At 62.7% G+C, this 26,861-nt stretch carries 25 protein-coding genes; 14 read left to right on the top strand and 11 right to left on the bottom strand.

The annotated features are described in order from the left end of the window. Window positions 1–28 precede the first annotated feature (28 nt). On the top strand, window positions 29–376 hold the full coding sequence (locus ABT23_RS01885) for a DMT family protein (protein WP_296630763.1): 348 nt from the start codon (window positions 29–31) through the stop codon (window positions 374–376). A gap of 52 nt (window positions 377–428) precedes the next feature. On the opposite strand, the gene ABT23_RS01880 is transcribed toward ABT23_RS01885, so the two are convergent. From ABT23_RS01880 to ABT23_RS01865, 4 genes are all read right to left on the bottom strand, one after another. Continuing rightward, complete coding sequence (locus ABT23_RS01880; RefSeq protein ID WP_018507402.1) at window positions 429–761, bottom strand: TusE/DsrC/DsvC family sulfur relay protein; 333 nt, start codon at window positions 759–761, stop codon at window positions 429–431. Between the two features lie 89 nt (window positions 762–850). Continuing rightward, window positions 851–1,276 (bottom strand): rhodanese-like domain-containing protein, encoded by a 426-nt coding sequence (locus ABT23_RS01875; RefSeq protein WP_296630352.1) that lies wholly within the window; start codon window positions 1,274–1,276, stop codon window positions 851–853. A gap of 7 nt (window positions 1,277–1,283) precedes the next feature. Then, window positions 1,284–2,621, bottom strand: coding sequence for a chromate efflux transporter (gene chrA / locus ABT23_RS01870; protein WP_296630350.1), 1,338 nt, complete (start codon window positions 2,619–2,621; stop codon window positions 1,284–1,286). A gap of 105 nt (window positions 2,622–2,726) precedes the next feature. Continuing rightward, on the bottom strand, window positions 2,727–3,641 hold the full coding sequence (locus tag ABT23_RS01865) for a LysR family transcriptional regulator (protein WP_296630347.1): 915 nt from the start codon (window positions 3,639–3,641) through the stop codon (window positions 2,727–2,729). Window positions 3,642–3,780: 139 nt separating this feature from the next. Between ABT23_RS01865 and ABT23_RS01860 the strand changes: the two genes are divergently transcribed. The 7 genes from ABT23_RS01860 (at window position 3,781) to gtfA (ending at window position 13,738) form a co-directional block, all read left to right on the top strand. After that, window positions 3,781–5,160, top strand: a complete 1,380-nt coding sequence (locus ABT23_RS01860) for a ribulose-bisphosphate carboxylase (protein ID WP_296630343.1) — start codon at window positions 3,781–3,783, stop codon at window positions 5,158–5,160. A 131-nt stretch (window positions 5,161–5,291) separates the two neighbouring features. Then, a complete protein-coding gene (locus ABT23_RS01855; protein WP_296630341.1) occupies window positions 5,292–6,095 on the top strand; it encodes a CbbQ/NirQ/NorQ/GpvN family protein in 804 nt (267 codons plus the stop codon). Between the two features lie 42 nt (window positions 6,096–6,137). Further along, window positions 6,138–8,381 (top strand): VWA domain-containing protein, encoded by a 2,244-nt coding sequence (locus tag ABT23_RS01850; RefSeq protein WP_296630338.1) that lies wholly within the window; start codon window positions 6,138–6,140, stop codon window positions 8,379–8,381. Window positions 8,382–8,784: 403 nt separating this feature from the next. After that, window positions 8,785–9,981: an NAD(P)H-dependent glycerol-3-phosphate dehydrogenase gene (locus ABT23_RS01845; RefSeq protein ID WP_296630335.1), complete on the top strand. Its 1,197-nt coding sequence runs from the start codon at window positions 8,785–8,787 to the stop codon at window positions 9,979–9,981. Further along, entirely contained in the window at window positions 9,974–10,765 is a 792-nt protein-coding gene (locus ABT23_RS01840) for an HAD family hydrolase (RefSeq protein ID WP_296630332.1), read from the top strand. The genes ABT23_RS01845 and ABT23_RS01840 overlap by 8 nt, the downstream gene beginning before the upstream one ends. Continuing rightward, complete coding sequence (gene ggpS / locus ABT23_RS01835; RefSeq protein ID WP_296630328.1) at window positions 10,722–12,227, top strand: glucosylglycerol-phosphate synthase; 1,506 nt, start codon at window positions 10,722–10,724, stop codon at window positions 12,225–12,227. The genes ABT23_RS01840 and ggpS overlap by 44 nt, the downstream gene beginning before the upstream one ends. 68 nt (window positions 12,228–12,295) lie before the next feature. Further along, window positions 12,296–13,738, top strand: a complete 1,443-nt coding sequence (gene gtfA / locus ABT23_RS01830) for a sucrose phosphorylase (RefSeq protein WP_296630326.1) — start codon at window positions 12,296–12,298, stop codon at window positions 13,736–13,738. 41 nt (window positions 13,739–13,779) lie between these two features. Here gtfA and ABT23_RS01825 read toward each other — a convergent pair whose 3' ends face one another. Beyond that, window positions 13,780–15,042 carry a diguanylate cyclase gene (locus tag ABT23_RS01825; RefSeq protein ID WP_296630323.1) on the bottom strand — a complete coding sequence of 421 codons (1,263 nt, stop codon included), beginning with the start codon at window positions 15,040–15,042 and terminating at the stop codon, window positions 13,780–13,782. Window positions 15,043–15,348: 306 nt separating this feature from the next. On the opposite strand from ABT23_RS01825, the gene msrA reads away from it, so the two are divergent. Both msrA and msrB read left to right on the top strand, forming a co-directional pair. Continuing rightward, window positions 15,349–16,014 (top strand): peptide-methionine (S)-S-oxide reductase MsrA, encoded by a 666-nt coding sequence (msrA, locus tag ABT23_RS01820; RefSeq protein WP_296630320.1) that lies wholly within the window; start codon window positions 15,349–15,351, stop codon window positions 16,012–16,014. Between the two features lie 35 nt (window positions 16,015–16,049). Beyond that, on the top strand, window positions 16,050–16,535 hold the full coding sequence (gene msrB / locus ABT23_RS01815) for a peptide-methionine (R)-S-oxide reductase MsrB (RefSeq protein ID WP_296630318.1): 486 nt from the start codon (window positions 16,050–16,052) through the stop codon (window positions 16,533–16,535). A 25-nt stretch (window positions 16,536–16,560) separates the two neighbouring features. On the opposite strand, the gene ABT23_RS01810 is transcribed toward msrB, so the two are convergent. The 3 genes from ABT23_RS01810 to ABT23_RS01800 form a co-directional block, all read right to left on the bottom strand. Beyond that, a complete protein-coding gene (locus ABT23_RS01810; protein ID WP_296630315.1) occupies window positions 16,561–16,887 on the bottom strand; it encodes a hypothetical protein in 327 nt (108 codons plus the stop codon). A gap of 4 nt (window positions 16,888–16,891) precedes the next feature. Then, window positions 16,892–17,551, bottom strand: coding sequence for a glutathione S-transferase family protein (locus ABT23_RS01805; protein ID WP_296630312.1), 660 nt, complete (start codon window positions 17,549–17,551; stop codon window positions 16,892–16,894). A gap of 96 nt (window positions 17,552–17,647) precedes the next feature. After that, window positions 17,648–18,595 carry a DUF5996 family protein gene (locus tag ABT23_RS01800; RefSeq protein WP_296630310.1) on the bottom strand — a complete coding sequence of 316 codons (948 nt, stop codon included), beginning with the start codon at window positions 18,593–18,595 and terminating at the stop codon, window positions 17,648–17,650. 154 nt (window positions 18,596–18,749) lie between these two features. Between ABT23_RS01800 and egtB the strand changes: the two genes are divergently transcribed. After that, a complete protein-coding gene (gene egtB / locus ABT23_RS01795; RefSeq protein ID WP_296630307.1) occupies window positions 18,750–20,036 on the top strand; it encodes an ergothioneine biosynthesis protein EgtB in 1,287 nt (428 codons plus the stop codon). Continuing rightward, window positions 20,033–21,001 (top strand): L-histidine N(alpha)-methyltransferase, encoded by a 969-nt coding sequence (gene egtD, locus ABT23_RS01790; protein WP_296630304.1) that lies wholly within the window; start codon window positions 20,033–20,035, stop codon window positions 20,999–21,001. Before egtB ends, egtD begins: the two co-directional genes overlap by 4 nt. 6 nt (window positions 21,002–21,007) lie before the next feature. Here the strand turns inward: egtD and ABT23_RS01785 are convergent, their stop codons facing one another. Genes ABT23_RS01785 through ABT23_RS01775 form a run of 3 tightly spaced genes read right to left on the bottom strand, consistent with a single transcriptional unit; the run spans window position 21,008 to window position 24,320 of the window. After that, on the bottom strand, window positions 21,008–22,156 hold the full coding sequence (locus ABT23_RS01785) for an aminotransferase class V-fold PLP-dependent enzyme (protein ID WP_296630302.1): 1,149 nt from the start codon (window positions 22,154–22,156) through the stop codon (window positions 21,008–21,010). A 34-nt stretch (window positions 22,157–22,190) separates the two neighbouring features. Next, window positions 22,191–24,032 (bottom strand): Na+/H+ antiporter NhaA, encoded by a 1,842-nt coding sequence (gene nhaA, locus ABT23_RS01780; protein ID WP_296630299.1) that lies wholly within the window; start codon window positions 24,030–24,032, stop codon window positions 22,191–22,193. Window positions 24,033–24,047: 15 nt separating this feature from the next. Further along, window positions 24,048–24,320 (bottom strand): UBP-type zinc finger domain-containing protein, encoded by a 273-nt coding sequence (locus ABT23_RS01775; RefSeq protein ID WP_296630296.1) that lies wholly within the window; start codon window positions 24,318–24,320, stop codon window positions 24,048–24,050. A gap of 699 nt (window positions 24,321–25,019) precedes the next feature. Here ABT23_RS01775 and ABT23_RS01770 point away from each other — a divergent pair. Further along, window positions 25,020–26,282, top strand: coding sequence for an ATP-binding protein (locus ABT23_RS01770; RefSeq protein ID WP_296630293.1), 1,263 nt, complete (start codon window positions 25,020–25,022; stop codon window positions 26,280–26,282). A gap of 20 nt (window positions 26,283–26,302) precedes the next feature. Continuing rightward, a partial coding sequence (locus ABT23_RS01765) for a hypothetical protein (RefSeq protein ID WP_296630290.1) occupies window positions 26,303–26,861 on the top strand: 559 nt, incomplete at its 3' end.

Genomic DNA, 26,861 nt, shown 5'->3' with positions numbered 1-26,861 from the left:
TGGTGCCGTGCGATTCCGGACGTCGATCATGCCCGCCTCCCTGCAAACCCTGATCCTGCTCACCTGTTCCAATGTCTTCATGACCTTCGCCTGGTATGCGCACCTGAAGGACATGAACAACAAGCCCTGGATGATCGCTGCGTTCGCCAGCTGGGGTATCGCCCTGTTCGAATATCTGCTGCAGGTGCCGGCCAATCGCATCGGCTACACCGTGATGAGCCTGCCGCAGCTGAAGATCATGCAGGAGGTGGTCGCACTGGCGGTATTCATGCCGTTTGCCGTGCTGTACATGAAAGTGGAACTGAAGTGGGATTTCCTGTGGGCGGCGCTGTGTATGGTGGGGGCGGTGTACTTCATGTTCCGCAGCCATCCCTGAGCAGCCGTAAAAAAGCCCCGCAGGGCGGGGCTTTTGACGAGCTGACGAGAATTTACACGCAGCCGGTCGGCTTCGGGGTGCCGGCGTAGCGACCAGCCTGCTTGGCGGGGCCGAACGGGAAGAGATCGAACAGGAATTTCTTCTCGCCCCATTCCGGGCCGAATTCTTCCTTCAGACCCTTCTGCAGGAAGCGCAGGTTGGGCGCAGTGCCGTTCTGGGCGAAGAAGTCGCGCATGTAGTGGATGATCTTCCAGTGGTTTTCGCCCAGCTCCAGCTTGTCTTCCTTGGCCAGCTCGACCGCCAGTTCCTCGGACCAGTCTTCCAGGTTGACCAGATAACCTTCGGGGTCGGTTTCGACCATCTTGCCGTTGATTTCGCGTTCCATGATGCAGTCCTTGCAGTAAATAATTAATTGCGATGACGCACAATAGAATAACCGAGCAAATTAGTCAACTACTCACTCCGGACAGGAGATTATTTGCGGGCGATCTTCCCACCGGCCAGCTTGTATGCCTCGAGGCCGCCCTCGATGAAGCGCGCCTTGACGCCCGCAGCCTGCAGCCGGTCGACCACGCTGTTCGATACCGTGCCGCCGCGCGCGCAGTAGATCACCACGTCCTGCGTGAGCGGCAGGGCGCCTATCCAGGCGTCGATCTTGTCCGGATTTTTCCACAACGCACCCGGGATGACCTCGTTTGACGCGGCGTAATCGGCCTCGCGCCGCACGTCGAACACCAGCGTGCTGTCGGGATTAACCTTGGCAGGTTCGATCGTGCGCGGCAGGTCCGGGCATTTGTCGGTCGGACTGCCGCATCCACAGCGTTTCAGGGCATACGACTCCACACGCACTTCAGTGCGTAGTGGATCGGAGTCCTTTAGGGGTTGAGCAACGGGTTCCATACGATCCTCACATGAAAAATGAATAAGCCAGCCCGAGCAGGGCGCATACGCCGATCACTGCCGTGATGTCGGCCTTGTATCGCGACAACGCGATGAACGCAGCCACGGCGACGATGACGGCGAGTCCGTCGAAACCGCCGGCGAACGGGGCGTCTGCCGTGGCGTGCGGCCAGAAGGCATGCCAGGCGAAGAATACCGCGAGGTTGAGGATGACGCCCACTACGGCTGCGGTGATGCCGGTGAGCGGTGCGGTGAAGGCCAGCTCGCCGCGGGTGGCTTCGACCAGGGGGCCACCCACCAGGATGAACAGGAAGGACGGCAGGAAAGTGAAGAAAGTCGCGACTGCCGCGCCTGCCAGTCCGGCCGCGACCGGGTTGTCGACGACGTGCCCTGAGACACCGCCGAGATAACCGATCCAGGTGACGATCATGATCAGCGGGCCGGGCGTGGTCTCGCCCAGCGCCAGGCCGTCCATCATCTGCGGGCCGGTGAGCCATTGGAAATGCTCGACCCCGCCCTGGTAGACGTAGGGCAGCACCGCATAGGCGCCGCCGATGGTGAGGAAGGCCGCCTTGGTGAAGAACGCCCCCATGGCCTGGAGAGTCGGCATGCCCAGGAGCATGCCCATCGCGCCCAGCCAGATCAGCACGAAGGCAGCGAGTGTGAGCGCGAACCTGCGCCAGCTGAAGCGTGCGTGCGCCGGCGGCGGGGTGTCGTCGTCGATGATTGCCGGGCCGGCCTGCGCGTGGCGGGTGCCGTGGCCGCCGCCTGTCCTGAACTTGTGTGGTGCGAGTTTGCCGCCCAAGGCGCCGAGCAGGCCGGCGGCCAGCACGATCCACGGGAATGCGACGTGGAAAACGAAAATGCCGACGAAAGCCAGTGCCGCCATGCCCCACAGTAGGTCGTTCCTCAGGGCGCGGCTGCCGATGCGCCATGCGGCGAAGAGTACGATCGCCACTACCGCGGGCCGGATGCCGTAGAACACCCCCTGCACCAGTGGCAGCGTGCCATAGGCGAGATACAGGCCGGCGAGCCCTGACAGCAGCAGAAAGGACGGCAAAAAGAACAGCACGCCCGCGATGACACCGCCGCGGATGCCGTGCATCAGCCAGCTGATGTAGATCGCCAGCTGGGTCGCCTCGGGTCCGGGCAGCAGCATGCAGTAGTTGAGGGCGTGCAGATAGCGTTGCTCGGAAATCCAGCGGCGCTTGTCCACCAGTTCGTGGTGCATGATCGCGATCTGCCCGGCAGGACCGCCGAAGCTGATGAAACCGAGTTTGAGCCAGTAGTTGAAGGATTTACCCAGGGTGACGGGCGCGGGTCGGGTGTGGTGTGCGGTGTCCAAGCAATTAACTCCAGGTTAAAGGATAAGAGCCAGTCTTGGACGGGACACCGTCTTGCGGATGCGAGCATCCTGACGCCGGGGGCTGGTGCCCCGACAGAGGCGATTCTAGCCGAGTGTCGTTTGGGCAGGTGAATTCGCAGGTCCCAGCACGAAGGTCTTGAATGCCTGCGCCACAGGCGACAGCCGCTTGTCGGTGCGATGCACGACGTACCAGTGGCGCATGATGGGAAAGCCCTCGACCGCGAGCACCGCCAGCCGTCTGAGCGCCAGTTCCATCTCCAGCGTTTGCAGCGACAGGATGCCGAGGCCGAGGCCGGCCTGCACCGCCTGCTTGATGGCCTCGTTGCTGCTCATTTCCATGCTACTTCGGATTTCCAGCCCGCGGGCGGCGAAGAAGCGCTCCATCGCGCCACGGGTGCCGGAACCCGCTTCGCGCACCAGGAAGGATTCGGACGCCAGATCGCGTACGGAAATTTTCTTTTTGCCGACCAATGGGTGGTCGGGTGGGGCGATGACGACCAGCGGGTTGTCCATGAAGCGGGTGGCTTCCAGGCCGAGCCCGTCCGGTACTTGTCCCATGATGGCAAGATCAATGTGGTTGCCGACCAGCTGGTCCAGCACGGCTGCCCGGTTGGAGACGTCCAGATGGATCGCCACCCCGGGATGCCGGCCACGGAAGCGGGCGAGGATATCGGTGGCGACGGCATTCACCGTCGAGGTCGCGGCCATGTTGAGACGACCCGTGTCGACGCTCCGCAGCTGTGCAAGATTGTGCTGCAGGTCGTCGAGGCGGGCGGTGATCGCCTGGCTGGCGTGCAGCACCTCAAGGCCGGCGTCGGTGAGGAAAATCTTTTTTCCCAGTTGTTCGGTGAGCGGGACCCCCAGGATGGCCTCGATACCCTTCACCTGCATGGAGACGGCGGGTTGCGACAGATGCAGTTCCTCGGCCGCTCGCGAGAACGACAGATGACGGGCGACTGCTTCAAACACCCTGAATTGGCGTAGTGTCAGGCGGCGCATATATGTATAAGTCTAAAGATATAGTTTTTATCAGAACTATTGAATTTTAATTATATAAGCGACTGCGTATAGTCCACCCCTGTCGTGTTCAGGGGCATTGGCTTCTGAAACCTTGTTTATCTACCGCAGGAGCCAAGCAATGGATCAGTCCGCACGTTACGCCGACCTTTCCCTCAAGGAAGAAGACCTCATCAAGGGTGGCAAGCACATCCTCGTCGCCTACAAGATGAAGCCCAAGTCGGGCCACGGCTATCTGGAAGCCGCCGCCCACTTCGCCGCCGAGTCCTCGACCGGCACCAACGTCGAAGTGTCCACCACCGACGAATTCACCAAGGGCGTCGACGCGCTGGTCTACCTGATCGACGAAGCCACCGAAGACATGCGGATCGCCTATCCGCTGGACCTGTTCGACCGCAACGTCACCGACGGCCGCATGATGATCGTCTCCTTCCTGACGCTGGCCATCGGCAACAACCAGGGCATGGGCGACATCGAGCACGCCAAGATGATCGACATCTATTTCCCCGAGCGCGCGATCCAGCTGTTCGACGGTCCCTCCAAGGATATCTCCGACCTGTGGCGCATCCTGGGTCGTCCGATCCAGAACGGCGGCTACATCGCCGGCACCATCATCAAGCCGAAGCTGGGCCTGCGTCCCGAGCCATTCGCCAACGCGGCCTACCAGTTCTGGCTGGGCGGCGACTTCATCAAGAACGACGAACCCCAGGGCAACCAGGTGTTCTCGCCGCTGAAGAAGACTATCCCCCTCGTCTATGACGCGATGAAGCGCGCGCAGGACGAAACCGGCCAGGCCAAGCTGTTCTCCATGAACATCACCGCTGACGACCACTACGAAATGTGCGCCCGCGCCGACTTCGCGCTGGAAACCTTCGGTCCCGACGCCGACAAGCTGGCCTTCCTGGTCGACGGTTTCGTGGGCGGCCCCGGCATGATCACCACGGCCCGCCGTCAGTACCCCAACCAGTACCTGCACTACCACCGCGCCGGCCACGGCATGATCACCTCGCCGTCCGCCAAGCGTGGCTACACCGCGTTCGTGCTGGCCAAGATCTCGCGTCTGCAGGGGGCGTCGGGCATCCACGTCGGCACCATGGGCTACGGCAAGATGGAAGGCGACGCCACCGACAAGGGCATCGCCTACATGATCGAGCGCGACGAGTGCCAGGGCCCGGTCTACTTCCAGAAGTGGTACGGCATGAAGCCCACCACACCGATCATCTCCGGCGGCATGAACGCGCTGCGCCTGCCCGGCTTCTTCGAGAACCTGGGTCACGGCAACGTCATCAACACCTCCGGCGGCGGCTCCTACGGCCACATCGACAGCCCGGCGGCCGGCGCGATCTCCCTGCGCCAGTCGTACGAGTGCTGGAAGTCGGGTGCCGATCCGATCGAGTTCGCCAAAGAGCACAAGGAATTCGCCCGCGCCTTCGAGTCCTTCCCGAACGACGCCGACAAGCTGTATCCGGGCTGGCGCGAAAAGCTGGGCGTGCACAAATAAGCAAGCAGGGATGGAAACGCATCCCCAAGCGGGAAGGGTTTGAAGCGATCTCCTAGCCGTCGATAACCGTCCCCGCGCTACACGCCCCCGGCATCCCGGGGGCGTTTTTTCTTCCGCAGCGAGGAATGAAGATGACAAATAAAGACCAGTACAAGGTTGAACAGGAACCGTTCTACCAGCAGCAGAAGAACGAGGTCGCGCTGTACGAGGCCGCCTACCGCAACCGCCTGCCGGTGATGGTGAAGGGCCCGACCGGCTGCGGCAAGTCGCGCTTCGTCGAATACATGGCGTGGAAGCTCGGCAAGCCGCTGATCACGGTGGCCTGCAACGAGGACATGACCGCGAGCGACCTCGTGGGGCGCTACCTGCTCGAAGCCAACGGTACCCGCTGGCTCGACGGCCCGCTCACGACCGCCGCACGCATCGGCGCGATCTGCTACCTCGACGAAATCGTCGAGGCGCGCCAGGACACCACCGTGGTGATCCACCCGCTCACCGACCACCGCCGCACTCTGCCGCTCGACAAGAAGGGCGAGCTGATCCACGCGCACCCCGACTTCCAGCTGGTGATCTCCTACAATCCCGGCTACCAGACGCTGATGAAGGACCTGAAGCAGTCGACCAAGCAGCGCTTCACCGCCTTCGACTTCGACTACCCCGATGCCGCGCTGGAAGCGCAGATCGTGGCGAAGGAAACCGGCACGGACGAAGCGGTCGCCGCGAAGCTGGTGAAGATCGGCGGCGTCGCACGCAGCCTCAAGGGGCACGGCCTCGACGAGGGCATCTCGACGCGCCTGCTGGTCTACGCGGCGACCTTGATCAAGGACGGCGTAGAACCGACGGACGCCTGCCGCATGGCGCTCGTGCGCCCGATCACCGACGACGCCGACATCCGCGAAACGCTCGACCACGCGATCGACGCAACGTTTGTGTAAGCCCTGAACGTGCCCCACACGACCGCATACCAGCACCCGTTGATGGCTGCCTACTGGAAGCAGCTCGACACCCGCTTCCCGCAGGTGGAGGAGGTGTTCGACGACGTCATGGCCGAAGCGCTGGCGGTGCTGACGCGCGAAGGCATCGGTGCCTACCTCGAGGCCGCACGCCTCATCGGCAAGCTGGGCCGCGGCGTCGAGCCGATGCTGGCGTTCATGGAGGAATGGCCGTCCGCCGCAAAAGCCATCGGCGAATCCGCGCTGCCCGCGGTGATGGCGCTGGTCCAGCGCCTGCAGAAATCGCCCAACGGCAAGGCCATCACGCCGTTTTTGCAGACGCTGGCGCCGGTGGCGCGGCGCCTGCAGTCGCCAGAGCAACTGCAGCACTACCTGGACATCACGCTGGACCTGAAGGCGCGCACCACCGGCTCCATCCACGGCCATCACACCACCTTCCCCAGCCCCGGACTGCCGGCGTTCTTCGCGCAGGCGCCGGCCCTGCTCAACCAACTGACGCTGGCCGGCCTCAGGAACTGGGTCGAATACGGCATCCGTAACTACCGCACCCATCCCGAGCGGCAGCAGGACTACTTCAGCCTGCAGTCGGCTGACGCGCGCGCCGTACTGCAGCGCGAGCGTCACGGGACCTTGCTGGTCGACGTCGAGCGCAAGCTCGACCTCTATCTGCGCGGCCTGTGGCAGGACAGCGATCACCTCGTGCCGTACTCGACCGCGTTCGACGAAATCCGCAAGCCGGTGCCGTATTACGACAAGCTCGGCATCCGCCTGCCGGACGTGTACGACGATGCGGGAGACATTTCGGGGCTCGATCGCTACCGTGCCACGCTCGCCCACATGGTCGGCCATCGCCGCTGGTCGGAGGCGCAGGTGGCCGACAACTGGAGCCCGTTCCAGCGCATGGCGGTCGAGTTCTTCGAGGACTGTCGCATCGAGACGCTGCTGATCCGCGAATATCCTGGCCTGCGCCGCCTGTTCCTCGCGCTGCATCCGAAGCCCCTGGAGGCCGCCTGTGATCCGGAAACCACCTCCTGCCTGCGCCACCGCATGGCGATGCTGTCGCGCGCACTGCTCGACCCGGACCACGGCTACACCGGCGCCGACCTCAACGACTACGCCGCGCGCTTCCACACGATCATGGCGCAGGGCGAATCCTCAACGCGTGAAATCGCCGCGCTGGCGCTCGCCTACGTCGCCAAGACCCGCCGCCAGAGCGACCAGTTCGCCAGGGTGCATTTCGACGACACCGTGGTCGACTACCGCGACGACAACCGCCAGCTGTGGAAATTCATCGAGGCGGGCGACGAGGAAGAGGCCTTCGACGAGCCGCGCAAGATCGAGCCGGGCGAAGAAATCCGCGGCCTGCCGCCGCGCCACTATCCGGAGTGGGACTACGGCGGCCAGACCTACCGTCCGGACTGGGCGAGCGTGTACGAGGCGCTGCATCCCCATGGCAACCCCGCCGACATCGACCGCCTGCTCGCCAAGCACGGCGCGCTCGCCAAGCGGCTGAAGAAGATGCTCGACCTCCTGAAGCCGCAGGACAAGGTGCGCATCCGCTATCAGGAAGAAGGCAGCGAGCTCGACCTCGACGTCGCCATCCGCTCGCTGATCGACTTCAAGGGCGGCGCCACACCCGACCCGCGCATCAACATGAGCCATCGCACCGACGGCCGCGACATCGCCGTCATGCTGCTGCTCGACCTGTCGGAATCACTCAACGACAAGGCGACCGGCAGCGAGCAGACCATCCTGGAACTTTCCCAGGAAGCCGTCTCGCTGCTGGCCTGGGCGATCGAGAAACTGGGCGACCCGTTCGCCATCGCCGGCTTCCATTCCAACACCCGCCACGACGTACGCTACCTGCACATCAAGGGCTATGGCGAACGCTGGAACGACGACGTCAAGGCACGTCTGGCTGCGATGGAGGCGGGCTATTCGACCCGCATGGGCGCGGCCATGCGCCATGCCGCGCACTACCTGGCCGCGCGTCCGGCCGACAAGAAGCTCATGCTCATCCTCACCGACGGCAAGCCGTCCGACGTCGACGCCCACGACGAGCGCCTGCTGATCGAGGACGCCCGCCAGGCCGTCAAGGAACTCGACCAGCAGGGCATCTTTCCCTACTGCATCAGCCTCGACGCTAACTTGAGGCCGGGGGCCGACAACTACGTCGGCGACATCTTCGGCCGCCAGTTCACCGTCATCGACCGCATCGAGCGGCTGCCGGAACGGCTTCCGCAGCTGTTCATGGCGCTGACGAAGTAGGCCGCTCTCCGTCCCGGCCGCGCTTCCGGTCGGTCAGACATTCAGCAGTTGCACGCCGCCAATCTCCGGGGATAGCCGGGCCTCGGGATTTACTTGGCTGGGAATTTTCATTAAAATTATTTTGTGCAAAATGATATTGCACACGTGTTACGGCGGATTTCCCGGCAAACCCGCTGATTAATAAACAAAAATAGCTCGGCCGTTTCCTGCGACTGTAATTTCCTCCGACATACCCGGCGTTGATGTCTTCCTGGAGGAGACATCACTCCACGTTCACGGTATCCCCGCCGATACCCGGACGTCCGGGCTGCGCAAATTTGTGCAGTTCACCGAGCGTGCCAACCCTACGTTGGCCTTTCTTCCAACGAGCGTGCCTCACCGCCGCCCCGATTTTGGAGACTTCATGCCTGACATGTTCCAAGGTTTCGACCCCATCCCACTTGCCTCGGAGCCCCCCCGGCATCCGCCCCTGACTTGCGCGGCCGTACTGGGCGCCGGTGCCTGGGGCACTGCCCTGGCCAGTGCCTTGCAGCGCGGTGGCATCCCCACCTGGCTGTGGGCGAGGCGCCCGGAAGTCGCCGAGGCGATCCACAACCGGAACCACCATCCACACTGTTTGCCGGAGATCGATCTGCCGTCCGGCCTGGGGGCAACCCACGATCTGGCGCATGCCTTGCATGGCGCGCAACTGGTCATCCTGGCCGTGCCGTCGGCCGCGACGCGGGATACCGCGCGCAAAGCCGCAGGGCTGATGACGCCCGGCACGGTGGTGCTGACCGCCAGCAAGGGGATCGAGCAAGGGAGTGGAGCGCTGATGACCCGCGTGCTTGACGAGGAACTGGGCAAGGTCATGCTGACCGGATCGATTGGCGGACCGAGTTTTGCCGACGAGGTGGCGAGCGGCAAATCCACCTTGTTGACCCTGGCCATGCCGGCACTGGCGCGTAATCATGCGCAATACCGGGATGCGCAGCGTGTCACGGGCAGTCTGATGCAGCAGCTCGCTCGGGCCGGCGTTACGCTGGAACTGACTCCGGACGTCATCGGAGCCCAGGTGGGCGGGGCCCTGAAGAACATGATTGCCATCGCCTGTGGCATGGCGACGGCGCAGGGCATGGGCGAAAACGCGCGTGCCGGGATCGTCACCCGCGGGCTCGACGACATGCGCCGCCTCACCCTGGCCATGGGGGGCCGCGTCGAGACCCTGTTGGGATGCAGCGGCGTGGGCGACCTGTTTCTCACCGCCGGATCCGAACAATCGCGCAACACGCGCCTGGGAATGCAGCTTGGACGGCCGGGGGGCTCAGCTTTCGACGCCGCAGGCGAATTGGCCGAAGGCGCCGTCAGCGTGATGTCGGTGCAGATCCTCGAACGCGAATTCGGCCTGCGTCTGAACGTGGCGGCCGCCGTGCGCGACGTGTTGCAGCAGCGCGTTCCGGTCGAACAGGCCTTGCAGCGTCTATTGCACGACAACGCGCGAAGCGTGGTAGCTCCTGTGGCGCGCATGCCTCGCCCACGCAGCCTCAAGCCTGGGACCGGACGCGGCGGCAGCGAAACGACGCGGCCTGTCACGCAGCCCTGGGGCCTCAGCTATGCGTAAGGCGGCCAGCGGTGCGCCACGGACCGTCCTCGCCACCGACCTAGACGGCACTTTTCTCGGCGGCAGCGTCGCACAGCGCGACACGCTGTATGACTGGATTGCGCAACGCCGCGACGAGATCGTGCTGATTTTCGTCAGCGGTCGCGGCATCGAGTTCATGCGCGGGCTGGCCGACGAACTGCCGGTACAGCCCGACCACCTGGTCGGCGACGTCGGCACCAGCGTCGCCTGCGGCCCCGCGTACGAGCCGCTGCCGCACCTGGAGCAGTGGCTGGATGCCAGTTGGCCGGCCGATGCGCACGCACGCATCGGCGCGACCATGCAACAGCATCCGGGGCTGAGCGAGCAGCCGATCGTCGGGGGACGTCGCCGCTCCTATTACTTCAGGGATCATGCCTATGCGACGGCCGCCCGGCACGACGTGCAGCAGCTGGGCTTCGATGTCCTGATTTCGGACAACCTGTATTTCGACGTGCTGCCGCGCGGCGTGCAGAAAGGGCCCACCCTGCTGCGCACCCTGCAGGCGCTGAACCTGCCTGCGCATCGCACGCTGGTGGCCGGCGACACGCTCAACGACCTGTCGATGTTCGACACCGGGCTGGCCGGCGTCGCCGTCGGCAACCGCGAAGCCGCGCTCGACGCGGCCATCCAGCAGCATGGCAACGTGTACCGCAGCCCGCATCCGGGCGCGGCCGGCGTGCTCGACGCGCTGCAACGCTTTCACCGAACGGAGGATTCACATGGCTTCATCACTGGTCATCGTCTATCACAGGCAACCCTATGAAGAGCATGTCGTCGGCGGCAAGACCGTACTCCGGGAAAATGCCAGCCCCAACGGCATCGTGCCCGCGCTCAAGGGCTTCATCGGACAGACCGAGCGCGCGAGCTGGATCGCCTGGAAAAAGGCGCCGGCCGGCAAGCCGCCGAAATTCGAACGCCGCATCACCGTGGAAGACGGTTATGGCAGCTACGAAGTGGTGCGCCTGCCCCTGACCAGCGAACAGATCAGCCAGTTCTACCATGTCACCTCGAAGGAGGCGCTGTGGCCGATTCTCAACAGTTTCCCCTCGTTGTACTCCACTGAAAATTGCGACTGGGCCACCTTCCGCGAAGTCAACCGCCTGTTCGCCGAAGCGGCCTGCGAGGAAGCCGCGCCCGGGGCCGTGGTCTGGGTGCACGACTACAACCTGTGGCTGGTGCCGACGTTCGTGCGCGAGATGCGTCCCGATGTGCGCATCGCCTTCTTCCATCACACGCCGTTTCCGCCGGCGGATGTCTTCAACATCCTGCCGTGGCGCGACGAGATCATCGACAGCCTGCTGGCCTGCGATCTGGTGGGCTTTCACATTCCGCGCTACGCATGCAATTTCGTCGCCACCGTGCAGTCGCTGCGTCCGGTGGACGAGGTGGTTGAACGCGAGGTATCCGATGAATTGCGTGCCACTGGCACGGCACTGTCCGAACCGGTGACGCCGGTGTCGATCCGGTGCGGCGGCCGACAGATCCGGATCGACGCCTTTCCCATCGGCACCCACGCCGAGCTGATCCGCAAGACGGTACAGCAGGACGACAAGCTGGCGCAGGTCGCGCAGATCCGCCGCGACATTCCGCAGGAGAAGATCATCGTCTCGATCGGCCGCGTCGACTACGCCAAGGGCACGCGCGAAATGCTGATGGCCTACGAACGGCTGCTGCAACGGCGCCCCGAGCTGCACGGCAAGGTCAAGCTGCTGGTCACCGCCGTGGCCGCGGCCGACGGCATGCGCGCCTACAAGAAGGCGCAGCAGTCGATCGAGCAGCTGGTCGGCCGCATCAACGGGCACATCGGCACCCTGTCGTGGCAGCCCATCCTGCTGTCGACCACGCCGATGCCGTTCGCCGACACGCTGTGCTACTACCGCGCCGCTGACATCTGCTGGATCACGCCGCTGCGCGACGGCCTCAACCTGGTCGCCAAGGAATTCATCGCCGCCCACGTCAACGAAAGCGGCGTGCTGGTGCTGTCGGAATTCGCCGGTGCGGCGGTCGAGCTGCAGGACGCGGTGCTGGTCAATCCCTACAGTCTCGTCCAGATGGACGCTGCCATCGACCGCGCGCTGGACATGCCGCGTGAGGAACAGCGCGCACGCATGCAGCGCATGGACACACTCATGGATCGTTATGACATCGGGCACTGGACCGGCCATGTGCTGGCATTGTTCGAACAGCTCCGCCTGCAGTCCGCCGACAACCGCGCGGCGGCCTGACGCTCGGTTCGTCCGCATTTCCTGTTCGCCCCCGTGCCTGCGCAAGCACTTCACCCGAGGATCCTCCCATGACCCTGCGCAACCAGGTCCAGCTGATCGCTTATCCCGACCGGATGGGCGCCAACCTGGCCGAACTGTCTATCCTCATCGACCGGCACTTCTCGAAGGCCATCGGCGGTGTCCATATCCTGCCGCCGTATCCGTCGAACGCCGACGGCGGATTTTCGCCGCTGACGCACAAGGAAATCGACCCGAAGTACGGTACCTGGGCCGACATCGAAAAGATCTCTGCGCGCTTCGATCTCTGCCTCGACCTGACCCTGAATCACATCTCCGACGAATCCGAGGAATTCAAGGACTTCGTCGCCAAGGGCTACGATTCGGAGTACGCCGACCTGTTCGTGCACGTCGACCAGCTCGGGTCGATCTCGCAGGACGACTTGGCGCGCATCCACATCCGCAAGGAAAAAGAACCGTTCCGCGATGTGAGCTTCGCCGATGGCACGAGTGGGCGCGTCTGGTGTACCTTTACCGAACACCAGATCGACCTCAACTACAACTCGCCCAAGACTTACGCGCTGATGGAGGACGCCATCAAATTCCTCACTGCGCGCGGTGTGAAGCTGTTCCGCCTCGACGCGTTCGGCTACACCACGAAGAAGATCGGCACCAGTTGCTTCCTGGTCGAGCCGGATGTCTACGATATCCTCAAGTGGATCGACGGCGTGGCGCGTGAACATGGCGCGGAGACCCTGCCCGAGGTGCACGACCATGCCAGTTTCCAGTACGCCATCGCGTTGCACGGCATGCATCCCTACGGCTTCGCGCTGGCGCCGCTGCTGCTGTATTCGCTGTTTGACGCCAACAGCGTCTATCTCAAGCAGTGGTTGCGCATGTGTCCGCGTAATCAGCTCACCGTGCTCGACACGCATGACGGCATCTGCATCCCGGATGTCGAGGGCGTGCTGCCCAAGACCGAGATCCAGGCGGTGATCAACAACGTCAGCCAGCGTTCGGCCGATCCCATCCTGCGCCGTTCCGCCGCCAACGTGCACAGCGTTGGCGCGATCTACCAGCTCACCTGCACTTACTACGACGCGCTCAAGCGCAACGACGACGCCTACATCGCCGCGCGCGCGATCCAGTTTTTCGCGCCGGGCATACCGCAGGTCTATTACGTCGGCCTGCTCGCCGGCAGCAACGACCAGGAACTACTGGAAGCCACTGGCGAGCAGCGCGACATCAACCGCCACCGCTACAGCGCGGCCGAGGTCGACGAGGCCGTGAAGTCACCCGTGGTGCGGCGTCTGCTCAAGCTGATGGAGTTCCGCAACAGCTATCCTGCGTTCGACGGCGTGTTCCACCTGATGTACTCGAATGACAGCAGCGTGGCGATGTGCTGGCGCAACGGTGAATGGCGCTGCGAGCTGTTCGTCGACCTCAACTTCAAGAAGGCGACGATCGGCTACGTGGACGTGAAGTCCAGACGCTGGCTGAGCATGCGCTGCTAGGGTATGGGGGACCCAGGCGGCCTGATGGCTGCCGCACGGTTTTATGCAGGCTGGGCGTCGGCCTGGCGGAACGTGCCCTTGCCGTCACGTTTCGCGGCGTAAAGTGCCGCGTCGGCTTTCTTCAGCAGGGCATCCAGCGTGTCGCCGTCCTCGCAGCACATGGCGATACCCACGGAGGCGCCGATGTGGGCGCTGGCCCCATCCGCCAGCGGGATAGGCTGCCGCAGGGAATCCACCACGCGGCGTGCCACCTCGCGTGCGGCCTCCGTATCGTCGACCTGGACCAGCACGATCACGAATTCGTCTCCGCCAAAGCGGGCGATCACGTCCGCTTCGCGGAGCAACTGCTTCATCCGCTGGGCCGCTGTCACGAGCACCGTGTCGCCCGCCGCATGCCCGTGCTGATCGTTGACGGCCTTGAAATTGTCCAGATCGACAGCCAACACCGCCATCTGCGTCCGCGCGCGGCGCGCGCCGGCGATCATGTGTCGCGTGTTTTCCTGCAGGAAACGCCGGTTGGCAAGCCCCGTCAACGGGTCGCGCAGGCTGAGTTGCCGGATCGTCTGCTCGGCATGGATACCTGCCCGGATCAGACGAACGGTTTCCCGGTACAACCCGAACAAGGCCAGGCCTGTCCATAATCCGGCGATTCCCAGCAGTGCCGACGACAGGCTTTCGCCATGGACGCGTGCCGCTTCGCGCGTTTCCAGCTGATTCAGCTCTTCCCGCTCGGCTTCGATCAGAATGCGATGGATTTGTTCGATGGCGGATTTGTCGAATCCGCCCAGTTCCTGTCCGGGCGGCAGGGCAGCGCCTCCTGTCGTGCCTTGTTGCAGCGCGCTGAATCCGGTTTCCAGGGCCGCCTGCAAGGCCGGCAAGGGGGCCAGGCGAGCTGCCTGGGGACCGTCGTTGCCGATCAAGGCAATCAGTTGTTCGGCACTGGGGCACGATGATGGGCGGCAGATCAGGCTGGGATCGAGATCGGTGCGGTTCTGCGAATCGGCATACTGGCGGACCGCATTGTCCAGGTTGAGCAGGTAGGTGCGCAGCGCGTTGATGTAGGCGATGACCTGGCGCGTGTGCTCCACCGAGTGAACAGCCTCGGCCGAGCGCTGGTATTGGTAGAACATCATGGCAAACAGGATCGTGATGATGAGCGCGAAGATCAGCAGGCCCTTCTGGAGCACCTGCCTGAAACCGGCGAAGACGGAGCTATCGATATCGGCAAGCGCGGGCAGGGTGCCCGAATTCATTCCCAATGCTGCGGCAAGGCGGGACATCAGGGCATTCTTGTTTTGACGCATGACAGACAATCCGGGCAGAGGTGCCCATTGGGGTAGCAAGGTTGCGGAAAGTTCTCGGGTAACGGCCTGAATACTAGCGGGCCGTGGGGCCGGATCAACCAGTATTTGTGCGTACCGAAGCCTGCCTGCGCGGAATGGCCGAGGAAACCATGTGCCTGGATGTGGAGTCGAAGAAAGACTATCCCCAAGGATCATGGTCAAGTATAGGATGAAGCAGCGCAGCGCCGGATCGACCGGACGCGTATGCGCGTCGCCCGGACACCCAAACCCGTCAGGCCTTCCGAACCGAGGCAAAGGAGGTGCATCGTGAACCGTCTTGTTGTTGCAGTCATCGCATCCATCCTGGGCATTGCGCTGGCAGGGTGCTCGTACGCGTCGCCCGCCACGCCTTTGCCCGATCCGGCCGTCGACACCCCGCTCGCCGGCGTGAGCGGCATGCAGACGGCTGTGCTGGCCGGCGGATGCTTCTGGGGAATGGAGGGTGTGTTCGAGCATGTCAAGGGCGTCACCCGGGTGGTGTCGGGCTACGCCGGCGGCAACGCGGATACGGCCACGTATGGCCAGGTGAGCAGCGGCCGGACCGGCCACGCCGAATCGGTGCATATTTTCTACGACCCGGCGCGCATCAGCTACGGGCAGCTCCTGAAGGTGTTCTTTTCCGTCGCGCATGATCCGACGGAACTGAACCGGCAGGGGCCGGATACCGGCACGCAATACCGTTCGGCGATCTTCTATGCCAACGCCGACCAGAAGCGCGTGGCCGACGGCTACATCGCCCAGCTCCAGGCAGCGGGCGTGTTCAGGCGCCCCATCGTCACCCAGGTCGTGCCGCTGAAGGGGTTCTACGATGCGGAGGCCTACCATCAGAACTATCTGGACCGCCATCCCAACCAGCCGTATATCGTCATCAACGACTTGCCGAAGATTGCCGCGCTGCGACAACAGTTCCCGGCCTGGTATGTGGACAGATAGGTTGGAGCGAACCGGTTCGGACGAGGTGAACCATCATGGACAGACGAACATTCATCAAACTGACGGCCAGCGTGCCGGTGCTCATGCAGCTCGCGCTACCCGGGCCGGCCTGGGCGGCGGAACGCATCGACCGGCTGGTTCTCAGTAACGCCGAGTGGAAGAAGCGGCTTACGCCGGAACAGTTCGACATCCTGCGCGAGGAGGGGACCGAGCGGCCCTTCAGCAGTCCGCTCGACCATGAAACGCGCAGCGGCCTGTATGTGTGCGCGGCCTGCCGACTGCCGCTCTTCCCCTCCCGGTTCAAATACGACAGCGGCACCGGCTGGCCCAGCTTCTACGATGTGCTTCCGGGACACGTGGAAACCAAGACCGACCTGAAACTGCTGCTGCCGCGCACCGAATACCACTGCGCACGCTGCGGCGGCCACCATGGCCACGTCTTCAAGGACGGGCCGAAGCCCACCGGCCTACGCTACTGCAACAATGGTGCGGTGCTGACGTTCGTTCCCGACAAGGCGTGACCGTGGCGCTCGTGCAGCATCCGGATCACGCCTGCCACACCCCATATCCGGCTTCGCGGAAATCGATCGCCAGTTCAACCTCCAGGGTGCGGGCGTCTTCATACGACAGCAGGCCGTAGAGCTCATAAAGCTCAGGCAGCAGGCGCAGGCCGTATTCCTTGACGAATCGGTTGAACTGGATGCCGGCCTTGTGCTTGTCGAATCGCACGTCGGGATCCAGCCCCGTCATCCCGACATAGAGACAGGGCTTGCCCATGGCATAACCGGGGTTGGCTTTCTTGAACCGGCCTTCGTAAAGCACATCGTTCGACAATTCGATCACATAGACGTGATAGTGGTCCCGGCGTCCCATTGCCTCATTCGTCGCGTTCGAATGCTGCGATGCGTTCGGTCTCCGCCACGCCGTCTGCCACCCATTCCTGCAACGCCGGCAGCGCCAGCACTGCCGCCGCATAGTCGCGCGCCGCGCCTTCCAGCGCCACGCCATAGGTCTGGAAGCGCAGCACCACCGGCGCATACATCGCATCCGCAATGCCGAAACGCCCGAACAGGAAATCGCCGCCAGCGCCGAAGCGCGCGCGACACTCTGTCCAGATCGCCAGGATGCGCGCGACATCCGCCAGGCATTCCGGCGTGCGTCCCTGGCCCGGGCGCCGTGCCCGGATGTTCATCGACATGTGCTCGCGCAGCGCGGAAAAGCCCGCGTGCATCTCCGCGCTCACCGCGCGCGCCACCGCCCGCGCCGCTGCGTCGACCGGCCACAACTGCTTGTCCGGAAAACGTTCGTTGAGGTATTCGCAGATCGCCAGCGAATCCCACACCCGGAGGTCGCCGTCATGCAGCGCCGGCACCTTGCCCGAAGGCGACCATGCCGCCAGTTCTTCAGTGGATCCGGGTGCGTACAGCGGGATGCGCACTTCCTCGAAGGGAATGCCTGCCTGGCGCAGCAGCAGCCAGGGCCGTAGCGACCAGGACGAGTAGTTCTTGTTGCCGATGACGAGGGTAAGCGATGGCATGACAGATCGATCCGGAATGAATGTGGATGAAGCGCAAGGCTATTCGGGTGACGCGCGAAATCGACCGGGCCTTGCGAGCTGTTCGGTTGGACATTATCAGGCTGGGCCGATCGAATCGCCATCCCGTTCGAGCGATGCGCGATCCCAGGCGCCCAGGTCGGCCGCAGCGTCATACGTCGTTTGCAGAAAGGCGAGCAGTGCGTCGTCCGGTGCCGCCGCCTGTCGCACGGCATCGTAGGGCAGGATGAATTCGCGAAGCTCGGTGCTGTAGAAGGCGGCAGCGGGCTCGACCTTCGCCTTGGCGTAGCCTGCAGGTTCCGGGTAGGCATAGGAATAGAACGCCGCATAGGGAATCGGGCCGCCGCCGGGCCAGAATCCACCACTGCTGACTTCGTGCGAATATGCTTCCCGGGTCACCCAGTCCGGCAGATTCGCAATGCCGCCGGGATGCCGTGGGGCCGGTCGCCCGGAAAAACGCGTCACGGCCAGGTCTGGCGCCCCCCAGAAAAAATGCACCGGACTGCACTTGCCCATGAAGCGCGCGCGGAACTGCTTGAATACCCGGTCCGCCTGAACCAGGACCTGCCAGAACCGGGCGGCAAACTCCGGATCGTAGGCACAGTGCGTTTCGTCCTGATCGAAGGGTTGGGGGTCGGCGACTTCGCAAGGAAGAAGGTGAAGTTCCACATGCAGCTGGAGTGCATCCAGTTCGGCCATCAGGCGCGCATAGAACGTGGCCACTGATTGCGCCTGGAGCGAGAAGGACGCCATTCCGCCATCGCTCGACTGTATCGTCAATCGATGCGCGATGAAGTCGAAATCGATCTGGAACGTCCGGGTGCCATACGGGATGGAGGTGGTGGTGAGGCCGCGCGCCGTCACAACCAGCGTGACATGCCAGGCATGGTTGACCCAGGGGCTTTGCACCAGCCGGATCTTGCCGACGATCTGGGTCCACAGGTGCAAGGTTGCATAGGTGTCGCGCCAGGCCTCAAGCGGCAGGCTGGGCCAGGGTTCCGTATGGGAGGCGGTCTGTATGTCCATGATTTCCCCTCGAACTTTACAAGCGCAAGTGGCCAACTATGATCCTAGTAGACTATGCGTCGCAGTGTGTGCACCGGAGGGCCATCCAGACAGGCCCGGCACGGGACAAAGACCACGCGATGTTCTGACATTCAAGCAGGCAAACCAAGGAACCATGGTCATTCCCGACTCAATGCCGGCATCGCCGGATGAACAGCGCAGCGTTTGGACGAACGCCTATCTGAACGTGCGACAGCAAAGCGAAGCGCTATGCGCACCGTTGACGCGCGAAGACCATGTGATCCAGACCGCCCCCGAGGCCAGTCCGGCCAAATGGCATCTGGCACATGTGAGTTGGTTCTTCGAGACCTTCCTGCTGAAGGCCTATCTTTCGGGCTACGCGGAATTCCATCCCGTATTCGGCTATCTGTTCAATTCCTATTATGAGCAGATCGGAAAATTCCATCCCCGCCAGGAACGCGGATTTCTGTCGCGTCCGGACGTCGACGACATCCTCCGTTACCGGGCGCATGTGGACGAACACATGCTGACCCTGCTGCAGCGTGCCGGCGACGACGTATGGCCGGCCCTGCAGCAGCGGCTGGAGATCGGCCTCAACCACGAACAGCAGCATCAGGAATTGCTGTTGACCGATATCAAGCTCAACTTCAGCGCCAATCCGTTGCGTCCCGCCTACCGCGACGACCTGCCCGAAACCTCATCTGCCACTGCGCCGCCCCTGCACTGGATCGCGCTTCCAGGAGGCATCCACGAGATCGGCCATCAGGGTAGCGGCTTCGCCTACGACAACGAAAAGCCCCGCCACCGGGTCTATCTGAACGCGTTCCGCCTGGCTTCGCGCCCGGTGACCAACGGCGAGTTCCTCGCATTCATGCAGGACGGCGGCTATGACAATCCCGCATTCTGGCTCTCCGACGGCTGGGCGACGTCAAGGCGCCTGCATTGGTCGAGCCCGCTGTACTGGGAATCGCAAGACGGGACAGAGCGGCACTTCACGCTCGGCGGGATGCGCCCGCTGAACCTGGAGGAACCGGTCTGTCATGTCAGCTACTACGAAGCGGACGCGTACGCTGCCTGGGCAGGCAAACGGCTGCCCACGGAAGCCGAATGGGAAATCGCGGCGCGCGGAGTGGCCGTTGGCGGCAACCTGCGCGACAGCGGCAGGCTGCATCCGGCACCCGCGCTGCCCGGGGAGGGGCTGCTGCAGATGTACGGCGACGTGTGGGAGCATACCGCCTCGCCTTATCAGGCCTATCCGGGCTTTCGCCTGGCCGACGGTGCGCTTGGCGAATACAACGGAAAGTTCATGTGCAACCAGACGGTGTTGCGCGGCGGCGCCTGTGTCACCGCTGCCGACCATGTCCGCGCCAGCTACCGCAACTTCTTCTATCCTCATGATCGCTGGCAGTTCCAGGGAATCCGGCTGGCGGAGGACGCATGATGGAAACGGCGCTTCCGAATTTTCACTTCCATGATCTGCATCCCGAGCCGGAGGATTTCCATTCGGACGTCATTGCCGGACTGCGCCAGACCCCCCGGCAGCTGTCGCCCAAATTCTTCTACGATGAACGCGGATCGCAACTGTTCGACGCTATCACCCGGCTGCCGGAATACTACCCGACGCGCACCGAAATCGATCTGCTGCAGCGGCATGGCGAAGACATGGCCGACATGTTGGGCAACGACGGCCTGCTGTTCGAGCTCGGCAGCGGCAGCGACACCAAGATACGCGTGCTGCTCGATGCGCTGCAGCCCCAGACCTATGCGCCGATCGACATTTCGCGTGAGCCGCTCCGATTGTCCGCAGGGGCCATCGCCGGGGACCATCCGGAACTGGAGGTACATGCGATCTGTACCGATTATTCAAAGCCGCTCGCGCTTCCCGGTGTCGTCGCCGCGAAGCGGCGGTCAGCCTTTTTCCCCGGTTCCAGCATCGGCAATTTCGATCCCGGCCAGGCCCGCGATCTGCTGCGGCGCATCGCCAACATCATCGGCCCCGAAGGCCGGCTGCTGATCGGCGTCGATCTCAAGAAAGCTCCGTCGCGCCTGCATGCCGCCTACAACGACAGCGAGGGCGTCACCGCGCAGTTCAACCTGAACCTGCTGACGCGGATCAACCGTGAGCTGGATGCCGATTTCGACCTCGCGGCCTTCCGCCATGAAGCCTTCTACAACGCGCAACTGGGCAGGATCGAGATGCATCTGGTCGCCACCGCACCGCAGCGCGTCCGGATCGACGGCTGCTGCTTCGAATTCCAGGCCGGAGAAAGCATCCATACCGAGAACTCCTACAAGTTCAGCGTCGAGGAATTCCAGGCGCTGGCAGCGCAAGCTGGAATGGCCAGCCTGCGCGTATGGCAGGACGACGACGCGCTATTCAGCGTCCATTGCCTGCAACCCGTCTAGAACGTGTTAGCCCTGGCAGGAAATAGCCTCTGCCACTGCGGCGACCGCAGCCGCCAATTGCGCCTCGGTGGTGTAGAAGTGCGGCGAAAAGCGCACGCCGCCGCCGCGGTGGGCGCAGATCACATTTCGCGCAAGCAGGTGCTGGTGCAGGTCTGCCGCATCGATGCGGCGATGGCGGAAGCTGACGATCCCGACATAACGTCCGGGCTGGCGCGGAGTGAGAATCTCGACGCCGGGCAGTTCGCTCAAGGCCTCCATCAACCAGGCGCTGTTTTCAAGCACGCGCGCCGCCACTGTCGCCATGCCCACCTCGGCCAGCAGCGCAAGGCTCGCGCTCAGGGCATGAATGCCAAGCATGTTGGGGCTGCCGCATTCGAAACGGCGGGCGCTCGCCGTGGCTTGCCAGTCATGGCGGGAAAAATCCAGGTGGTGTTCCACCATGTGCCAGCCGTACTGCCTGAGCCGTAGCCGATCCCGGGCCTCGGCGCGGACGTAGAACACCGCGCAGCCTTCCGGCCCGAGCAGCCATTTGTGGCCGTCGGCCATGGCGAAATCCGCGCCGCAGGCCTGGACATCCAGCGGCAGCGCGCCCAGGCTCTGGATGGCGTCGATGCAGAACAGCACGCCGCGCGCGCGGCAGTATGCGCCCAGCTGCGCCAGATCCAGCCGCAGTCCGCTGGCGTACTGCACCGAACTGATCGCCAATAGGCGGGTGCGCCCGTCCATGCACGCGTCGAGCGCCTGTTCGGGCGATGCACCGCGCGACAAGTCGACGCAGCGGGTTTCCACGCCTTGGTCCTGCAGCGACTGCCAGACGATACGGTTGGAGGGGAATTCCTGATCGCTGATGACCACGTTGTCGCCCGCCTGCCAGGTCAGGCCATGTGCCACGACGGACAGTGCTTCGGACGTGTTTTTCAGGAGCGCGATGTCGTCAGCGGAAGAGGCGTTGAGCAGGCTCCGGCATTGTTCACGCAAGCGGGTTTCCGTCTCCAGCCAGCGTGGATAATCGCGCCCGCCCTGGTGCAGGTTCTCCTCGGCAAAGCGTTTCACCGCTTCTGCCGTACGGCGCGGCCAGGGCGACACCGCTGCATGGTTGAGATAGATCAGACCGGGATCGAGCGGAAATTCATCGCTGAAGTCGCTGGGGCGCATGTCGGCTGCGGAGGTGGATGTGATGGAAGCCAGTTTATGCCGCCTGTGCTGTTTGACGTGCCTGCGTGCGCCAAAGCATCGCCACGCCGAGCACGGACGACAACACCGAGGCGGCGAACACCGCGATCTTGGCGACGGCGAAATCGCCGGCAAGCGGGAACGCCTGCCCGGCGATGAAGAGCGACATGGTGAAGCCGATGCCGGCCAAGGTTCCGGCCCCCGCGAGCTGCCGCCAGGAATACGCATCGGGCTTGTGCGCGAGTCCGATGCGAACGGCCAGGGCGGACGCCAGGATGAAGCCCAGCGGCTTGCCGACGGACAGGCCGGCCACGATGGCGAACACGAGCATGCCGTGCTGGCTGAACACGTCCGTGCTGATGGGGACGCCGGCATTCGCCAGGGCAAAGATCGGCAGCACCAGATAGCTGGACCGTGGCGCGGCATTGCGCAACATGCGGCCCGCCGGGGATTCCAGGCGATCGTGGATCGCATCCAGCGCCTCCAGCGCGGGGGCGGACGGCCCGTGACGGAATTGTTCGCCACGGTGTTGGGCCTCGGTCGTCAGAATCGCTTCGGCCTGCATCGCGAGGGTCGTGTAGTCGGGCGGCGGACGCGTGGGGATGAAGGCAGCCAAGATGACGCCGGCCAGCGTGGCGTGGAGGCCGCCGGCCTGCACGCAGGCCCACAGTGCAACCCCTGTCAGCATGTAGGGCAGGACACGATAGATTCCCGCTCGATTCAACAGGACCAGTACGCCGGTGGCGGCGAGATAGCCGGCATGCAGATCGCCGGAATAGAAGATGGCCACGACGAGAATGGCACCGATGTCGTCGACGATGGCCGCCGCCGTCAGAAAGATGCGCAGCTCTACCGGTACGCGGGCGCCCAGCATCGCGACCAGGGCCACGGCGAAGGCGGTGTCGGTCGCCATCGGCACGCCCCAGCCAAGCGACCACGGACCCGCCGGGATGAGCATCAGGTAGATGAGCGCCGGCACTGCCATGCCGCCGATTGCAGCCGCAATCGGCAAGGCGGCCGCGCGGCGGCTAGCCAGGTGGCCGACGGTGAATTCGCGTTTGATTTCGAGTCCCACGACGAGAAAAAAAATCGTCAGGAGCGCATCGTTGACCCAGTGCAGCAAGGACATCCGGAAGCCGGTTTCGCCGAATGCAAACCCGAATCCGGTGTGCCAGAAGGCTTCGAAATCGGCACCCAGCCGGGAATTGGTGAGGACCATGGCCAGGATGGAGGCCAGCAACAGCAGGATGCCGGCCGACGGCGCCCAGCTCGCGAAGCTCAGTGCGGCCGTGCGAACGCGATGCCCGAGCGAGCCCAGCATCGCATCGGTAAAGGAACTCTCGTCCCAGGGCCCATCGTAACGGCGCCCATTGATGAAAAACGTCGGCGTGTAGCGCACGCCGCTGGCCTGCGCGCTGTCGATGTCGCGCGCCACGCGCTCTCGTGCCCGTTCGGCCACTGCGTGCGCCCTGTCGGCATCCATTCGCGTCAGGCCCAGCGTGTCCGCAACCGCCCGCAAATCGTCCTCGGTCAAGGTGTGCGATCGCGTCATCAAGCTCACGTGCGCGTCCCAGAACTGCGCATGGCTCGCGGCCGACTCCGCCAATTCGGCCGCAGGCCGCGCGATGTCGCTGCCGATCAGCGGCCGATGGCGGAACACGTAGCGCAGGCGATCCCCCAGCTGGTTGCGGACTTCGGTAATGCGTTCATTGGCCGCCCGGCAGTGCGGGCACGCGTAGCTGCCGTATTCCACCAGCGTGATCGGCGCCTGCGCAGGGCCGAGAATGTGGTCCAGCTCGTCGTCGACCGGGCGGTCGAGGCGTACGCCCGTTGCCGCGAAGTCCGAGGTTGCGGTCATTGGCCTGCGCGCGACTCAGTAATCCGCGAAGGCGTCGTCCGGGTAGCAGTACAGCCAGCGCTCCCCGGGCTCCGCTGACGCAATCACCGGATGACCGCTCATCTGCGCATGCCGGGTGGCATGGCGGTTGGGCGAGTTGTCGCAGCACAGGGTCGTCCCGCATGTCTGGCAGGTCCGCAGGTGGACCCAGCTGTCGTCGGTCTTGATGCATTCCTCGCATACCTGGTTTTTCGCATGCTTGACGGCCGTGATCGCATCGATATGGTCGCAGGGGGGGTGTGCTGCCATGATGTCTCCTTTATTCGTGAAGCGCCTGGTGCGCCGGGGATGTTGGTTTCGAGCAGGTGGGCGCGCGGCCGAGCGCCCGATGGGCCGCAGAATGATGCGCCGCCTTCCGGAAACATTTCTTCAGGGTAGAGCCTGCTGAAACAATTTCCAAGGCATTTGCAGATCGTCAGCAAAACCCACACGCCCGGCAGCTTGCCCGAAGGCGGTCATGTCGCCAGTGCCGCGGCCAACTTGGCCCGACACAGCGGAATGCATACTGGTTCTAAAGAAATGCTCGCGGCGCAGCAGTAGACAGGGTCGCAGTGATCAGAAGGAGGTTTTTGTTGCGATGACGAGGGTGAGGGGAAGCGTGGTGGGCCGATTTCGGTTTCTGTAACAAGGAATACGCAAAGTAAGTTACGACAACTGGGGTGGAGTGTGAAAGTCCGCCTTCGACCTGTACCGGACGGCCAAGCAGAACACATCACGTGTCGGGTTGTCGGCCGAAGCCGACTTCGGCCCAGCTAGGCAAGTGTGTCCGCTCAGGGCTTCTGAGCGGTCAAATTGACCTAGTTAAGCAAAAATGAGGTTTGTAATAGTTATCAATGCGTATTATTCAGGTATGCGCTGGAGCAACACCTAGTCCTATTGCCCTAGTGCTGCGACAAACAGACGGGGATAAGGGCGGAATATGACTCGCATGGCGGTCTTAAATAATTCATGAGCGCGACACAGGACAACGCTGGCGGCCCGACGGCCATTCGCGGCTACCTCGTGCAGACGCTCGTCGCCTTGCTCAAAATCGCGCAGGCTGATCCACCTTTTACTGTAATTACGCTAGAACCCGCACACGCGGATGAACAGTTCGACTTCGTTTGGAGCAACGCCCAAGGCACCTTCGCCGTACAGGTGAAATCCACTATCAACGAATTCCAGAAAAGCGCCGTTGAAGGATGGGCTAAGAAATTGGAAGCTGCCCGCAAAAGCGAAACGTGCAGTCTCATGTTGGTAGGCAATTACCACACAAGCCTGGCGCAAGTGAACAAAGTTGGTGCAGTGGGCATCGAGAAGAAGAACCTTGACCTCCCAGGACTCATCGGAGAAGCGGCCCATCTGATCGCAAAATTTATCGAAACGCAAAACCTCAATGCGGGCAAAGCCGACGAGCGCGAAATGATCGCCCACAGCCTCATCTCAAGATTGCTGCACTATTCGACAACTCGTGAGCCCCTCACCCGTGATGAATTCATCAAGCTGATGACCGGCTGGATCAAAGAAGCGCCTTTCGAAAGCAAGCTTCACGGAAAACAGCGCAGTGATTTGCTAAATTCGTTTACAACCGACTGGTTGCTGAATGGTCCGCCAGTCGCAATATTGCAAGGATTCCCTGGATGTGGCAAAACTCAATTGGCCTCGGCAATTGCGGCTAACGTTCCACTTAGCCTTGATCCGATTGAACCGTCGCCGGATGCTCAAGACTCTTCGGTGGATATTTTAGTGGGTCTGGCTGGTGCGCTAGCTAGCGAAGGTATAACTGATTTGATGGATGAGTTTGAAAAGGGCGCTGACGGCGACCTTTTCAGTGCCTTGCTTAAAGTGCTTCGGCGTGAACGGATACTAATTGTTGTTGACGAATTCCAGCGCTTATTTTCCAACAGAGATACTCTCCCACCAGTGGGCTGGCAAGATCTGATAGAAAAGCTCAATAACTCCAGTCGCCCCGTCGGCAGGTTATTACTCATAAGCAATCGTGCAGTCAAAAAAGTGCGGTGGTGCGAGAAGTGCCGCATTCAAGAACTTAAAGGCCTTTCGGACACAGAGGCGGCGGCCTTTCTTACTGAACAGCTTCAGTCAAAGGATTTAACTTCAAAAGTTCCCGCCGATAGGTTGGAGGAAATATGCCATCGCTTAGGCGGCAATCCACGAGCTTTGGCAACATTAGTTGAATGCTTGGTTTGCGATTCCCTTGAAGACTTGCTTTAGACGTTGAGATAAATCATGACTTGGTTGAAGATTTTGAACGTGGCTTGATCGAACGGACTCTTTCCCGCATGGAGGGCGATCTGCTGAAATTCATGCGATGGATGGCAGTACATCGTCGAGCATTCAGAAAAGAAGCATTTTCTGAATTTCCAAGCACCGACGTTTCTGCAGAAGTTATGAGGAAACAGCTTATCTACAGATTTCTACTGATTGATACACCAAGCGGTAACACCATGCATCCGTTGGCGCGCGAGATCAGCGTTACGCGGCTACGCGACGAGGAGGCCGAGTGGAAGCGGGCTCACAATCTCGCAGCAGACTACCATTTCAGACATTTCAAAGCCGTTCAAGTGAAGGATGCTGAGAGATGTATTACATCTTATGCAGAATTGAGGCACCACCTTTTTGAGGCAGGACGCATTAGCGAACTTTATCTGGCCAGCGATAGGTTGGCACAACTCGCTTTGTCGCAAATTCCGAAGACCACTTATTCACAAGCTCCCACCAATAATGAAACATTGGAAGAGCGTATCGCATTGATTTCGGCGTTGCCGGAAGATAGGAGGCCAAAGGGTTTGG

It is taken from the genome of Thiobacillus sp. SCN 63-57, assembly GCF_001725555.1.
Taxonomy (GTDB): Bacteria; Pseudomonadota; Gammaproteobacteria; order Burkholderiales; family Thiobacillaceae; genus Thiobacillus.
The sequence above is the reverse complement of the archived record's forward strand: the minus strand, read 5'-3'. Positions and strand labels throughout refer to the sequence as shown.